We start from the raw sequence: 14,756 nt of genomic DNA on the forward strand, positions 1-14,756 counted from the left end.
TTCAGTAGACGTCACGCAGGTAGCGCCGCTCGTCCCGCAGGGATTTCAACCAGTCCTCGGCGTCCTCGCGGCCGCGAGCGCCGTGCTCGACGACGATGTCCACGAGTGCCTGATGGACATCCGGCGCCATGCGCTGGGCATCGCCGCACACGTAGATGGCCGCGCCTCCCTCCAGCCAGGCGTAGAGCTCCTTGCCCGACTCGCGCAGGCGCTGCTGCACATAGACCTTCTCCGCGGTGTCGCGCGAGAAGGCCACCGACAGCCGGTGCAGCGTCTTCTTCTTCAACGCCTCCAACCACTCCGTCTGGTACAGGAACTGGGTGCGGAAGTGCTGCTCGCCGAAGAAGAGCCAGTTGCGGCCCTTCGCGCCGGTCTCCGCGCGCTCCTGGACGAAGCCCCGGAACGGCGCCACTCCCGTGCCCGGACCAATCATCACCACGTCCCGCGCGCCGTCCTCCGGGAGCCGGAAGCGCTCGTTGCGCTCGACGAAGACGCGGACCGTGTCCGTCCCGTCCACACGCGTGGCCAGGTGGTGGGACGCCGTGCCCAGGTGCCGCGCGCCGAAGGCCGTGTAGTCGACCACCGCCACCGTCAGGTGCGCCTCCGCGCCCACGCGCTTGGGACTCGACGCAATCGAGTAGAGCCGAGGCGTCTGCTTCCTCAACGCGAGCACCAGCTCCGACGCGCTCCAGGGGGCGGGGTGCTGACGGAGCACATCGATGACCTGGTGCGAACGGAGCAGTGCACGGAAGGACTCCGAGCCCCCCGGAGACAGCAACGCGCCGAGCTCCTCGCTGCCGCCGAGCGCGGCCTGTCGCTCCAGGAATGGACGGCTCAGCCGTGTCAGCTCCAACTCCTCCGTCAGCCAGTGGCCGAGCGGCCAGGTCTTCCCATCGCGCGTCACCGGCTCCGAGCCATCGAGGCGCAGCGTGGTCAGCACCGCCTCCACCAACTCGGGACCATTCGGTGCCCACACCCCGAGCGCGTCGCCCGGGGTGTACTCGAGGCCCGAACCCTCCAACGACAGCTCCACGTGGCGCACGTCCTTGAGCGCGCCGCGCCCCGTGATTCGCTGGTTGGCCAGCACGGGCGCTGCGAACGGAGCCTGCTTGCTGACGACGGGGGCCGTGGAGCTGCCTCGCAAGGGAACGACGGTGGCGACGACGGGCGTGTGAGGCTCCAGCGCTTCCCGTGCGCGCTCCAGGGTCTGGTCCAGCCAGCCGGAGGCCACGGGCTCGAAGTCCAGGTCGCAGTCGGCGCGCGCCGCCAGCCGTGAAGCGCCCAACTCCGCCAGTCGCTCGTCGAGCTGTCGTCCCACCTCGCAGAACTTCGGATAGCTGGAGTCACCCAGCCCGAGCACCGCGTAGCGCAGCCCTTCCAACCGGGGCGCCCGCTTGCCCAGGAGGTGCTCGCAGAATCCGCGCGCGTCGTCGGGCGGGTCTCCATCGCCCTGCGTGCTGATGACCACCACGAGCAGCTTCTCCCGGGCCAGCTCCCGCACCGGATACTCGCTGGCTCTCACCAGGCGCACCGGCAACCCGGCGCGCTCCGTCTGCTGCTTGAAGCGCTCCGCGAGCAGGCGGCTGTTCCCCGTCTGCGTCCCGTAGACGATGGTGAGCGGCGCGACGGAGGGTTCCGCCGGTGGCGCGGCGTGAGTCACCGGTTGCACGCTGGGCGCGCGTGTCGCGAGCCCCGCGGCGTAGCCACTCAGCCAGTGCAGGGCCGAGGCATCCAACCCCTCCACCAGCCGCAGCAGCTGCGTGCCCCGCTCCGCGCCGAGCAGCGCGTCGACGAAGGGCGGGGTCGGAGTCATGCTCCCTGGAGACGAGACGCTCATGACCCGACCTCCGACGTCAGGCGCTCCACCCATTGCTCCAAGGTCTCGGTGTCGTCCAGCTCCCGCCACTGCGTCCGCGCCTCCTGGGCCTCCTCGCGCAGCACCCGGCGAAGCTGGGGCGCGTCCGCGTGGACCAGCGCCACCAGCCCCGCGCGTGACAGGGCGAGCGCGACCTCCACATCGCCCGCGACGGTCGCCACGACGCGGCCGAGGTCGAACAGCCTGCGCTCCAGCGCGAAGGCGCGACCCGCGGCCTCCGGTGTCGGGGGAAGCAGGACGATGGCGCCGGCCTGTCCCAGCCGCCGCTCACGCTCGACCTGGGACACCAGCGACGTGCCCGTGCGGGACACGGACTCGGCCGGGCCCAGCACCATCCCCGCGCCCACCGTGTCGTGGGTGAGGGCGTCGATGACGATGAAGGCGCCCGTGCGACGGTTCTCCTGGTACGCGTCGCACAGGAGCGGGCGGCGGCACACCAGTCGCACGCGGCCGATGTCGTTGAGCGCGAGCGCCTCCACGGGCGCCTCCGACAGGTCCTCCAGCTCCTTGCGCCACAGCACGCGCTCGACTTGCGCGGGGGTGGTGCGGGTGCCCTGCTTCACCAGGTAGCGGCGCGTCGCATCCAGCGGCTGCTCGCCGAACCACACCAGCATCGCGTCCAGGTGCTGCAGGGACAGCGGCGGCTGGTCCACGTGGGAGAGCACGTCGCCCCGGCTCACGTCCACGTCGTCCGAGAGGCGCAGCGTGACGGACGCGGTCGCCGAGGCGTCCTCGCGCGGACCGTCGAACGTGTCGATGGCCTCGACCCGGGTCCTGCGTCCCGAGGGGAGCACCTGCACCTCGTCCCCCACGCGCACCGTGCCCGAGGCGACCTGTCCCGCCAGCCCTCGATAGTCCTGGTGCGGTCGAATCACGTACTGCACGGGGAAGCGGAACGGCGCGCCGTCCAGCCGGCGCTGATGCGGCAGGGACTCCAGCCAGCTCAAGAGCGTGCCGCCCTCGTGCCAGGGCGTGTGCGCGCTGGGGCGGGTGATGTTGTCGCCCCGGCTCGCGCTGACGGGGAACAGCCGCACGCCCTCGAAGCCCAGGGTGCGCGCGAAGTCCGCCAGCTCGCTGCCGATGCGCTCGAAGGTGGCGCGCTCGTAGCCCACCAGGTCCATCTTGTTCACCGCCACCGCGAGGTAGGGGATGCCCAGCAGCGAGGCGATGTACGCATGTCGCCGCGTCTGCGGCAGCACGCCCAGGCGCGCGTCCACCAGGATGACCCCCGCGTCCGCGGTGGAGGCCCCCGTGGCCATGTTGCGCGTGTACTGCAGGTGTCCCGGCGTGTCCGCGATGATGATCTTCCGGCGCGCCGTGGACAGGTAGCGGTAGGCGACGTCGATGGTGATGCCCTGCTCACGCTCGGCGCGCAGGCCATCGGTGAAGAGGGAGAAGTCCAGCTCCTCCTCGTCCCCCCCGCCGGCGGCGGCCTTGAGTCCCTGGGCCAGTGCCTCGGTGCGCGCGGCGGCGGCCCGCTTCGCGCTGGCCTTTCGCACGGCGGAGATCTGGTCCTCGAACAGCCCATCGCATTCGTACAGGAGCCGGCCGATGAGCGTGGACTTCCCATCGTCCACCGAGCCCACCACCGCGAGGCGCAGCAGGGCACGGTGGGCGTGCTCGTCGAGCAGGCGCTGGAGGTCGGGCTCGCGTGGAGCCTGGAGTGCGGTGTCCATCAGAAGTACCCCTCGCGCTTCTTCAGCTCCATGGAGCCTTCTTCGTCGTGGTCGATGAGCCGGCCCTGGCGCTCGGACTGTCGGGCGTGGACCATCTCGTGGATGACGGCCTCCACGGTGGTGGCCGAGGACTCGATGGCGCCGCTGAGCGGGTAGCAACCCAGCGTCCTGAAGCGCACCTTGCGCGGCGTGGGCTTCTCGCCGGGGCGCAGGCGCATGCGCTCGTCGTCCACCATCAGCAGGGTGCCGTTGCGCTCGATGATGGGCCGCTCGGCGGCGAAGTAGAGCGGCACCACGGGGATTCGCTCGCGCAGCACGTAGTGCCACACGTCCAGCTCCGTCCAGTTGGACAGGGGGAAGACGCGCATGCTCTCGCCCGCGTCGACGCGGCCGTTGTAGAGGTTCCACAGCTCCGGACGCTGACGGCGCGGGTCCCACTGGCCGTGCTTGTCCCGGAACGAGAACACCCGCTCCTTGGCGCGGGACTTCTCCTCGTCGCGGCGGGCCCCACCGAAGGCGGCATCGAAGCCGTGCAGCGCGAGCGCCTCCAGCAGCGCCTGCGTCTTCATCGCGTGCGTGTACTTCTGGCTGCCGTGGTCGAACGGGTTGATGCCCTCGGCGAGCGCCTTGCGGTTCTGGTGCACCAGGAGCTTCAGCCCGTGCCGTGCCACGAAGCTGTCCCGGAACGTGTACATGTCCCGGAACTTCCACGTGGTGTCCACGTGCAGCAGGGGGAAGGGCAGGGGCGCGGGATGGAAGGCCTTGCGCGCCAGGTGCAGCAGCACCTGCGAGTCCTTGCCGATGCTGTAGAGCATCACCGGGTTGGCGAACTCGGCCACCGTCTCCCGGAGGATGTGGATGCTCTCCGCCTCCAGCTCCTCCAGGTGTGTGGCGCGAGCGTGTGTCGTGTCAGTCATGTCCGGCCTCCGCCCGACGAGGAAGGGGTTGTTCCGGCGCCGAGTCACGGCGCGCGGTGAGTGAGGCGAGCCGCGCACGCAGCGAGACCACCTCGCCCACGACCAGGAGCGCCGGGGAGCCAAGGCCCGCTTGCCGTGCCTGTCGGGCCACGTCTCCCAGCGTGGCCTCCACCACGCGTTGATGCTCCCAGGTGCCTGCCTCCACCAGCGCGGCGGGGGTCGTCGACGCGCGGCCCGCGGTGATGAGCGCTGTGGTCGTCTCCTCCAGCCGCTGCCCGGCCATGAACAGCACCAGTGTCTGGGCGCGTGCGAGGAAGGACCAGTCCGGCGCGCCTCCCGCGCGGAAGGCGGTGGCGAACGTCACCTCGCCGGACAGGTCCCGATGGGTGACGGGGATGGCCGCGGAGGCGGGGACGGCGATGCCCGCGGAGAGGCCGGGCACCACCTCGTAGGGGATGCCGGCGTCCTCCAGCGCGAGCGCCTCCTCCGCGCCTCGCCCGAAGACGAACGGGTCTCCGCCCTTGAGCCGCACCACGGCGCGACCCAGCCGGGCCTGCGCGATGAGCACGGCGTGGATGTCCTCCTGTCGGACGGAGTCGCCTCCGCCCTCCTTGCCCACGTAGATGAGCCGCGCATGGGGACGCGCGTGCTCCAGGACTCCGGGGTGGATGAGCCGGTCATGCACCACCGTGTCCGCTTCGCGCAGCAGGCGCGCGGCGCGCAGCGTGAGCAGCTCCGGGTCTCCCGGGCCCGCGCCCACCAGGTACACGCGACCTCTCGATGACTCCTTCATGTGGGCTCCCCCGACGACTTCCAGTGCTTCAATTCCGTGCGCAGCCGCGCGAAGGCCCGCGCCTGCTCCCCGCGCGCGAGCAGCACGCCCAGGTCTCCCTCCGCCAGTCGCTTGAGCAGCAGCTGGCGACGAGGGCCCCTGGGAAGCTGCCGCCTCAGCCACCCGCTCAGCCTCGCGAGCAGCACGTGGTGGGGCGCGATGTGCGCGGCGAGGACGCGTCGCAGGTGCCTCGCCAGCGCGGGGGCCTGCCCGGCGGTGGACACGGCCACGGTGATGGGACCACGGCGCTCCACCGAGGGCAGCGTGAAGTCACACAGCTCCGGCTCGTCCGCCGTGTTGACCCAGAGCCCTCGCGCCCGCGCCTCGGTGACGATGCGCTGGTTCACCGAGGCGTCATCGGTGGCCGTCAGCACCAGCGTGTGGCCCCGCGTGTCTCCGTCTTCATAGGTGCGTGGCACCCAGTCCAGCCGGCCTTCTCCGGCCAGCTTCGCGAGCGTCTGCGTGACGGTGGGCGCCACGAGCTGGAGGCGTGCGCCCGCCTCGAGGAGGGCCAGGGCGCGACCCTCGGCGACGGCACCACCTCCGACGAGCAGGACGCGGCGGCGCTCCAAGCGGAGGCAGATGGGATAGTCGACAGGAATGGCGGTCGTCATGGTGTGGCCTCGATTCATCGGACGGGGTGGAGGCCGCATTCGCTGTGCTCGCGCGCCTCCCACCACCAGCGGCCCGCGCGTTCGTCTTCGTACGGCTTCACGGCGCGGGTGCAGGGCGCGCAGCCGATGGAGGGATAGCCCCGGTCATGGAGCGCGTTGTAGGGGACGCCGTTCTCCTGGATGTAGGCCCAGACCTGCTGCCGGCTCCACGCCGCCAGGGGGTTGAGCTTGAGCAGCCCTCCATGCGCCGAATCGAGCTCGACGACGGAGACGTCCGTGCGGTTGAGGGACTGCTCGCGGCGCAGGCCCGTCAGCCACGCCTCCCTGCCATGCAGCGCGCGACGCAGGGGCGCGACCTTGCGGATGGCGCAGCACTCCTTGCGTGAGGCCAGGTCCTGGCGGAAGGAGAAGTAGCCCCGCGCGGACTCGAGCGCCTCCACCTGGGCGCGCTCGGGGAAGTACGTCTCCACCTCGACGCCGTAGCGCCTGCGGACGACCTCGATGAGCTCGTAGGTCTCGGGAGGCAGCCGCCCGGTGTCGAGCGTGAAGACGCGCACGCCGGGCGCGTGCTTGCGTGCCAGGTCGATGAGGACCATGTCCTCCGCGCCGAAGCTGGAGGCGATGGCCGCGCGTGAGCCGAGCCGCTGCTCCACCCATTCGAGGAGCGTCTGCGCGGAGGCTTCCCCGAGGGCGGTCGCCTCCGAGAGCAGCGGGGGGATTGCGGGTGAGGTGGACTGCGCGGAAGACACGGTGGGCTCCTGGGGAAAACAAAAGGCCCGCGCCTCTTTCGAGGGCGGGCCGCGCGAGCAGGTCAGGGGATGGATGGGACGGCTATCCACTCCTCGAGGCTCGTGGGCCGCCCGGAGGCGGACACACCACGCACGCACACGCCAGACAGCGACAGGCGGCCTTCACGTCAGCGCACGCGGACGCGCGGGCCCGCTGGAGGGCCGGCGACATGGCGGAGGGCTGGAGGAAGGCAAGGCGCATGGAGGAGCGACGAAGGGGGAACAGCGGTGTGCGGAAGGGGAGCGCCGGACCTCGGGGCGAGGTGGCGCTGGGCGAGGCACGAGGACTCAGGGAGCGTCCGACGCGCGCTTCAACAGCCCAGGCCCGAGCGGGCACAACAGGCACACCCCTGACAGCAGCGGCGGAACGGCGCGGCCATCGAGGTGGAAGGCATCAGCACGAAGCGCAAGCTAACGGCTGACATGGTGAGCCGTCAACCCACGCTCCGCTTCACGACTCGTGAGCCCCACCCGTGCGTCGTGGCAGGGCATGTGGCCCCAGGTGGGTGGACGTCGTGGCGTGCTCCAGGGACGCGGGGGCGTCGAGTCGCAGCGCCGAGCGGTCCAGCTCCGAGAGCCGCGGGCGGCCCAGCAGCGCGAGCGTGCGGTCGACCTCGGAGGTGAGGAGGTCCAACGCCTGCTCCACGCCGGCCTGTCCGTTCGCGGCCAGACCGTAGAGGAAGGGGCGGCCCACCATGCAGGCGCGAGCGCCCAGGGCGATGGCCTTCACGATGTCCGAGCCCCGGCGGATGCCGCCATCGAGGATGACCTCGGAGCGGCCCTCCACGGCGTCCACGACCTCGGGAAGCACGTCGATGGCGGCGGGGAGGAAGTCGAGCTGTCGTCCGCCGTGGTTCGACACGACGAGCGCCTCGACTCCGAGCGACACGGCCTTGCGCGCGTCCTCCGCGCACGAGATGCCCTTGAGCACGAGGGGGCCGGGCCAGATGGAGCGCAGCCACTCGACGTCCTTCCACGTGACGGCGGGGTCGAACTGGCTGTTGGTGAAGCGCGCCACGCCCACGGCGTTCGCCTGGGTGAGCGCGGGGTGGTCCACGAAGTTGCCGAAGGTGGCGCGCGGGCTGGAGGTCATGCGCAGCACCCAGCCGAGGTGGCGCAGCACGTCCATCACGTTGGAGAAGTGCAGGCGCGGCGGGACGGTGAAGCCGTTGCGCCGGTCCTGCTCGCGGTTGCCCATGACGGGCACGTCCACGGTGAGGCACAGCGCGCGGTAGCCCGCGGCCTTCGCGCGCTCCACGAGGGACTGCGTGACGCTCCGGTCCTTCCAGACATAGAGCTGGAACCAGAGGGGCGCGGAGGACGCGGCGGCGACCTCTTCAATCGTCCCGATGGACATGGTGCTGAGGGTGAAGACGGCGCCGCGGCTCGCTGCGGCCCTGGCGGCCAGCTCTTCTCCACGGGGTGCGAGCAGGCCCGCGAGCCCCGTGGGGCCGAGGATGATGGGCGTGGCGAGCCGCTCACCCAGGAGCGTGACGGAGTGGTCGATGACGCTCACGTCCACGAGCGAGCGGGCACGGAAGAGATAGCGCTCGAAGCTCCGTCGATTCGCGTCGGCGGTGAAGCCGTCGTCCGAGGCGCCCTCGACATAGTCGAAGACGGTCCGGGGCAGCCGCCGCCGCGCGCGCTGACGCAGGTCCTCGATGCTGACGCTCACGATGCGGGCTCCCGGGAAGCGACGACGCTTCCGAGGATAGCAGCCCTGGCTTGGACTGCGTCACCCAGGCGACGAGCCGCGGGGTTACTCGTCAAGCTCCGCGCGCGAGCGGCTCCCGGGCTCGAACCCCAGAGCCAGCTCCTTCAGCTCGAACGTCAGCTCGCGGATGGGGAAGGGCCGCACGTTCCCGAGGACAATCACGGTCAGTCGGTCCTCGGTGTAGTGGTGGAGATTGGAGAGGAAGCCATCCATCGAGCCTCCGTGCCGCACCAGTACGCCGCGCTCCTGGACGCCGGGGCCTCGCTGGTAGGGCTGAATCCGGAAGCCATAGCCGTAGTAGCCCTGCTCGCGCGTCCCTCCTGTGAACAGCCGCGTCCTGCTCTCCGCGGAGAGCCACTTCACTCCGAAGAGCGCCTGGGCCCAGGTGTACAGGTCATCGACCGTCGCGTAGATGTCGCCCGAGCCCAGGGCATAGGAGACGTTGTTCTCGTCGCGTGAAACGCCCAGCAAGCCCTTGGCGTAGCCGAATGACCGCTTGGGCGGGACGTTCGTGGCGCGCTCGATGCCCGAGTCCGACATCGCGAGCGGACCGAAGGTCTTCGCCTGGAGCACCTGCGCATGGGACCTCCCCGTGACGGCTTCGATGACGAGGGCCGCGAGGTGGTAGTTCAGATTGGAGTACTCGTACTTCGTTCCAGGCTTGAACGAGAGTCGCGCGGTGTTGATGAGCCGCAATATCTCCTCGGAGGAGACATCCGTCTTGGACTCGCGCTCCACCAGGGAGTCCAGGTGCGTGGGCAGTCCGGACTGCTGCTTGAGCAGCAGGTGGAGCGTCAGGCTGTTGCCCAGGTCGGCGCGCAGCTTCGGGAGGTAGCGCGAAATGGGCGTCTGGAGGTCCAGGGTGCCATCCTCCACCAACTGCATCACCGTCACGGCGGTGAAGGACTTGGTGAGAGAGCCGATGAGGAACTGGGAGTCCACCTGATTGGGGCGCTTGCCCTTCTCGTCCGCCAGTCCGTACGCGGCACGATGAATCACCTTCCCGTCCTTCGCGACGAGCACCGCGCCGCGAAAACCCTCCTTGTCGACATAGGTCCGGAGGTGGGCGTCGAGTTTCGCGGCGACGGGGTCCTGGGGCGCGGCCCCCAAGCAGAAGGACGCGAGGGCGAGGACAGAGAGGAGGGCCATGTCGTTTCACCCGCCCTAGTTGTTGGACCAGATGACGGAGGCGATCTTCCAGCCCGAGTCCGTGTTCACCAGGTGCCAGCTCTCCTGTCCTCGGTTGATGACGCGGTCATCGAAGAGGAAGGTGAACTCGAAGGAGACCGAGGCGATGGTTCCGTCCGTGTCGATGCGGACGTTGATGAACTTCTCCTCGCTACGCCCCTTGTCCGCCACGATTCCGTCGATGAACCGCGTCGGAGTCTCGCGTGCCGTCAGATTGATTCGGGTCGCCTGGGGGTTCTTCTGACGACGGCGCTTCATGAGCTCGTCGCCATCGACGGACTGCCAGGTGATGTCCTCGCGCAGGAACAAGCCGAGGAACTTCTTCTTGTCCTTCTGGAGGATGGCGTCGCGGAAGTCGTCGACCACGGCGGTGATCTGCTGACGCGCCGCGGTGGTGTCCTTGGCTGTTGCTTGCGCGAAGGCGGGCAGCGACACGAGACAGGAGAGCAGCAGGAGAGACAGCTTCACGCGGGCTCCGTGACAGGACGGCGGGGTGTGTTCGCGCGGCGGACCTGGAAACCCAGGGCCGCCGCGCTTATTCCGTCGTGTCGCGCCTGACGGGAGACGTCAGGCCGCGTCCCGCTTCAGCGCCGCGAGGAGCTGCTCGAACAGCGCCGCGAGCGTGTCGACATGCGGCGCGCGCAGCATCGTGTAGTGGTCTCCCGGGACCTCGTGCACCGTGGGCGCGGTCGCGAGCCACGCACCCCAGCCGAGGTCCGGCGTCACCGTCACGCCTTCGAGCGGCGTGCTGGCCCGGATGAGCACGCTGGGCCCTTCGTACGGCGCGCCCGTGGGGACGTAGGCCCGCTGTGCGGCGCTCATCCGCTGATAGAGGGCGAAGAGCCGCTCCGCCGTGTCGAGGTCCAACGCCAACCCCGGGGAGGCGACCCGCGCCTGCTCCAGCAGATACGCCAGTCGCTCGCGCCCCTCGAGCCGCGTCAGTTGCTCCCGGTCCACTGGCAGCCCCCGCCACGGCAGCCCCAGGATGTGCGCGAACGAGACCAGCTGCGTGAGCGCCTCGGGGGCGGGGCGCGGCTCCGGCTTGGGCGCGTGGCTGTCGACCAGGACCAGCAGCTCCACCTGCTCACCCTGCGCCTGGAGTCGACGCGCCATCTCGTGCGCGACGAGCCCGCCGAAGGACCAGCCCGCGAGCAGGTACGGCCCCTTGGGCTGCACGACGCGAAGCTGCGACAGGTAGTCGCGCGCGAGGACCTCGACCGAGGCCGGAGGCAGCTCTCCCCCGTCGAGCCCGCTGGCGGAGAAGCCGTGGATGGGACGGCTCGGCGTGAGCCCGCGCACCAGCTCCGTGTAGCCCAGCGCGCTGCCGCCGCCGCCGTGGACGAGGAACAGCGGGCGCTCGGTGGACGTGCCCGCGTCGAGTCGCACGAGGTTCGGCAGGGCGCGCACTCCGGCTTGCTGCACTTCGAGCACGGAGGCCAGTCGCTCGATGCTGGAGCCCTGGAAGAGCGCGGTGACGGGGAGCGAGCTGCCCGTCCGCTCGCGAATCCGCGCCATCAAGCGGATGGCGAGCAGCGAGTGGCCACCCAGCTCGAAGAAGTCATCCGAGACGCCGACCTGGGGGACTCGGAGGACGTCCGCCCAGATGGACGCGAGCAGCTCCTCGGTAGGCGTGCGCGGCGCGACGTACGTCTCGGACGGTGCGCCGAGGACGGACTCGGGAGCCGGCAGCGACTTGCGGTCCAGCTTCGCGTTCGCGGTGAGCGGGAGCGCGGCGAGCCGCAGCAGGGACGACGGCACCATGAACTCGGGTAGCCGCGACTTGAGGAAGGCGCGCAGCGACGTCGTGTCCACGTCGTCACCCACGAAGTAGCCGACGAGGCGCTTGTCACCAGGGACGTCCTCGCGCGCGATGGCCACGGCCTCCCGGATGGCGGGATGCGCGAGCAGGGCCGACTCGACCTCGGACAGCTCGATGCGGAAGCCTCGGACCTTGACCTGCGCGTCCGCGCGGCCGACGAAGTCCAGCAGGCCGTCATGCCGCCAGCGAACGAGGTCGCCGGTGCGGTAGAGGCGAGCGCCGGGCTCGGAGGAGAACGGGTCGGGGATGAAGCGCTCCGCGGTGAGCGAAGGCTGGCCGACGTAGCCCCGCGCGAGGCCCTCGCCGCCGATGAACAGCTCGCCCGTGACACCGACGGGGACGGGCTGAAGCGACGCGTCCAGGACCCGGACGCTCGTGCCGAGGATGGGGCGGCCGATGGGCAGCGTGGTCCCGATGTCCTCCACGCCCTCGATGGTGAACATCGTGGCGAAGACCGTGGTCTCGGTGGGGCCGTAGGCGTGGCCCACGGGCACTCCCCACTCCGTCAGCGCGCGGCGGACGTGGAGCGGCGAGACGACGTCGCCGCCCGTGAGGACGCGCTGGAGCGAGGCGGGCGCGGGCAGACGGGCCTCGACGAGCTGCGCGAACAGACCACTGGTCGCCCAGAGCGTGGTGACGCCGTGGCGGGCGATGGCCTGAAAGAGCTCCTCGAGCGAGGGCGCGTGCGGCGGGAGGATGACCAGTCGCGCGCCGTGCAGCAGCGCGCCCCAGATTTCGAACGTCGAGGCGTCGAAGGAGATGGGCGCGAGCAGCAGGTGCGTCTGCTCGGGACCGAACCGCGTGTAGTCGGTGCCAATGAGCGTGCGGATGACGTTGCGATGGGTGCTGCCAACGCCCTTGGGCCTGCCCGTGGAGCCGGACGTGAAGTCGACGTAGGCGAGCGAATCCGGGAGGGCGGCGTGCGGCACGGCGTCGATGGACTGGTGCGCCAGTGAGACCTCGTCCAGGAGGACCGTGGTGAGGCCCTCCGCGGGGAGGTTGGGGAGCAGAGCCCTCGTGGTGATGAGGGCTCCGGGCCGCGAGTCCTCGAGCATGGAGACCAGACGCTCCCGCGGATAGGACGTGTCGAGCGGGACGTAGGCGGCGCCGGCCTTGAGGATGGCGACCAGGGTGATGACGAGCTCGGGTGACCGCTCGAGGGCGAGCGCGACGCGGGAGTCCGTGGAGATGCCGAGGGCGCGCAGGTGTCGGGCGAGCTGGTTCGAGCGTTCGTCGAGCTGTCGGTACGTGAGGCTCGTATCGCCGTGGATGAGCGCGACGGCATCGGGAGTCTGGGCCACGACGCGGCCGAAGACCTCCGGGAGCGTGGAGTCCGTGGACACTCTCGCGGGCGCGAGGGCCCAGGTGCCGAGGACGTCGCGGCGCTCGTCCTCCGTGAGCATGGCGTGCTCGGAGAGGGCGGCCTCGGGGCGCTGGGTGATGGCCTCGACGAGCTGCTCGAAGTGCCGGGCCAGGCGCTCGATGGTGGCTCGCTCGAACAGGTCCGTGTTGTAGCCGAGTCCTCCGAAGACGCCGTCCGGGGTCTCCGTCAGGTTCAGCTGAAGCTCGAACTTGGCGGTGGCGACCACGGAGCCCACGTCGACCGGGCTCAGCGTCAGCTCGGTCTTCTGGATGGAGGACTCGGGCGTGTTCTGGAGGACGAACAGGGCCTGGAACAGGGGGCTGCGGCTCAGGTCGCGCGCGGGATGCAGCTCCTCGACGAGTCGCTCGAAGGGGATGTCCTGGTGCGCGTAGGCGCCGAGCGCGGTCTCACGCACCTGACGCAACAGCTCGACGAACGAAGCGCGTGGAGCGATGCGGGCACGGAAGACGAGCGTGTTGACGAAGAAGCCGATGAGGCCTTCGACCTCGGAGCGGTGACGGCCGGCGATGGGCGAGCCGACGGCGATGTCGTCCTGTCCGCTGTGCCGCGAGAGCAGCAGCTGCCACGCCGCGAGCAGCGCCATGAAGGGCGTGGAGCCTTCACGCTGGCAGAGCGCCTTGAGCTTCGCGGTGACGGCCTGGGGAATGAGGACGGGTTGCGTGGCGCCTCGGAAGGTCTGGAGCGGAGGCCGGGCCTTGTCGATGGGCATCGCCAGGGGCTGGATGCCCGTGAGCTGGTGCCGCCAGTAGTCGATCTGAGCGTCAAGGACAGGGCCCTGGAGCCAGGAGCGCTGCCAGACGGAGAAGTCGGCGTACTGGATGGAGAGAGGGGCGAGGGGAGAAGGCCTGCCGTGGGAGAAGGCGTCGTAGAGGGCGGCGACCTCCTGGATGAGGACACCCATGGACCAACCGTCGGAGACGATGTGGTGCATGTTGAGGGCGAGGACGTGCTCGGTGTCGCTGAGCTCCAGGAGCTGAGCGCGGATGAGCGGACCCGTGGAGAGGTCGAAGGGCCGCTGGTACTCCTCACGCAACCTTCGCTGGATCTCCGTGCGTGAGGACTCTTCGTCGAGTCCCCGCAGGTCGACCCGCGTCAGCGGTAGCTCTCCGTTCGGACTGACGCGCTGGAAGGGCTGACCGTCGTGCTCGAAGAAGGTCGTGCGCAGCGCTTCGTGGCGAGAGACGAGGGAGTCGAAGCTGAGCTGGAGGGCCTTCGAATCGAGTGGGCCTGAGAGGCGCACGAAGGAAGGCATGTTGTAGGTGGAAGAGCCGGGCTGGAGCTGGTCGATGAACCAGAGGCGCTGCTGGGCGAAGGAGAGGGGGAGAGGCCCGGTGCGAGGAACAGGGAGGATGGGAGGAGGCTGAGCGCCGAGGGCCTCGCGAGAAGCGGAGGAGATGCGCGAGGCGAGAGAGGCGACGGTGGGGGCCTCGAAGAGGGCCCGCAGAGGCAGCTCGACGCCGAAGGAAGAGCGGATGCGAGAGATGACCTGGGTGGCGAGGAGCGAGTGGCCACCGAGGGAGAAGAAGTTGTCGGTGACGCCAACGCGCTCCAGGCGAAGGACGGAGGAGAAGATGGAAGCGAGCTTCTCCTCGGCGGGATTGCGAGGAGCGACGAAGGAGGAGTCGCCACGCAAGGCGTCGACGTCCGGAGCAGGGAGACGGTTGCGAGCGAGCTTCCCGGAGGGAGTCAGGGGCAGGGCCGCCAGGGAGACGAAGGCGGAGGGCACCATGTACTCGGGGAGGCGCTGGAGGAGGAAGGCACGGAGGGCCTCTGCGTCAAGCGGAGTGTCAGTGCCGAGGACGACGTAGCCGATGAGGCGCTTGTCGCCCGGGACGTCCTCGCGGACGACGGCTGCGGCGTCACGCAGGCCCGGAGCCATGCGGAGGACGGACTCGACTTCGCCCAACTCGACACGGAAGCCACGCACCTTCACCTGGAAGTCGAGGCG

10 protein-coding genes are annotated in these 14,756 nt (G+C 70.1%); all 10 read right to left on the bottom strand.

Translation table 11 applies throughout. The features are described from left to right. Window position 1: 1 nt before the first annotated feature. The 10 genes from K8640_RS36445 to K8640_RS36490 all read right to left on the bottom strand — a co-directional run bounded on the left by K8640_RS36445 (window position 2) and on the right by K8640_RS36490 (window position 14,741). Entirely contained in the window at window positions 2–1,837 is a 1,836-nt protein-coding gene (locus K8640_RS36445) for an assimilatory sulfite reductase (NADPH) flavoprotein subunit (RefSeq protein WP_223751308.1), read from the bottom strand. Beyond that, on the bottom strand, window positions 1,834–3,552 hold the full coding sequence (locus K8640_RS36450; protein ID WP_223751309.1) for a GTP-binding protein: 1,719 nt from the start codon (window positions 3,550–3,552) through the stop codon (window positions 1,834–1,836). Before K8640_RS36450 ends, K8640_RS36445 begins: the two co-directional genes overlap by 4 nt. Then, on the bottom strand, window positions 3,552–4,469 hold the full coding sequence (gene cysD / locus K8640_RS36455; RefSeq protein ID WP_223751310.1) for a sulfate adenylyltransferase subunit CysD: 918 nt from the start codon (window positions 4,467–4,469) through the stop codon (window positions 3,552–3,554). The genes K8640_RS36450 and cysD overlap by 1 nt, the downstream gene beginning before the upstream one ends. After that, window positions 4,462–5,262 (bottom strand): uroporphyrinogen-III C-methyltransferase, encoded by an 801-nt coding sequence (gene cobA, locus K8640_RS36460; RefSeq protein WP_223751311.1) that lies wholly within the window; start codon window positions 5,260–5,262, stop codon window positions 4,462–4,464. Before cobA ends, cysD begins: the two co-directional genes overlap by 8 nt. Further along, on the bottom strand, window positions 5,259–5,915 hold the full coding sequence (locus tag K8640_RS36465) for a bifunctional precorrin-2 dehydrogenase/sirohydrochlorin ferrochelatase (protein ID WP_223751312.1): 657 nt from the start codon (window positions 5,913–5,915) through the stop codon (window positions 5,259–5,261). Before K8640_RS36465 ends, cobA begins: the two co-directional genes overlap by 4 nt. A gap of 14 nt (window positions 5,916–5,929) precedes the next feature. Continuing rightward, window positions 5,930–6,664 (bottom strand): phosphoadenylyl-sulfate reductase, encoded by a 735-nt coding sequence (locus K8640_RS36470; protein ID WP_223751313.1) that lies wholly within the window; start codon window positions 6,662–6,664, stop codon window positions 5,930–5,932. Window positions 6,665–7,154: 490 nt separating this feature from the next. Next, window positions 7,155–8,378 carry an alpha-hydroxy acid oxidase gene (locus tag K8640_RS36475; protein ID WP_223751314.1) on the bottom strand — a complete coding sequence of 408 codons (1,224 nt, stop codon included), beginning with the start codon at window positions 8,376–8,378 and terminating at the stop codon, window positions 7,155–7,157. An 84-nt stretch (window positions 8,379–8,462) separates the two neighbouring features. After that, entirely contained in the window at window positions 8,463–9,566 is a 1,104-nt protein-coding gene (locus K8640_RS36480; RefSeq protein WP_223751315.1) for a serine hydrolase, read from the bottom strand. A gap of 15 nt (window positions 9,567–9,581) precedes the next feature. Further along, entirely contained in the window at window positions 9,582–10,073 is a 492-nt protein-coding gene (locus K8640_RS36485; protein ID WP_223751316.1) for a nuclear transport factor 2 family protein, read from the bottom strand. 99 nt (window positions 10,074–10,172) lie between these two features. Beyond that, window positions 10,173–14,741 carry an amino acid adenylation domain-containing protein gene (locus tag K8640_RS36490; RefSeq protein ID WP_370640433.1) on the bottom strand — a complete coding sequence of 1,523 codons (4,569 nt, stop codon included), beginning with the start codon at window positions 14,739–14,741 and terminating at the stop codon, window positions 10,173–10,175. Window positions 14,742–14,756 lie beyond the last annotated feature (15 nt).

Source organism: Myxococcus sp. XM-1-1-1 (genome assembly GCF_020037095.1).
GTDB classification, from domain to species: Bacteria; Myxococcota; Myxococcia; order Myxococcales; family Myxococcaceae; genus Myxococcus; species Myxococcus fulvus.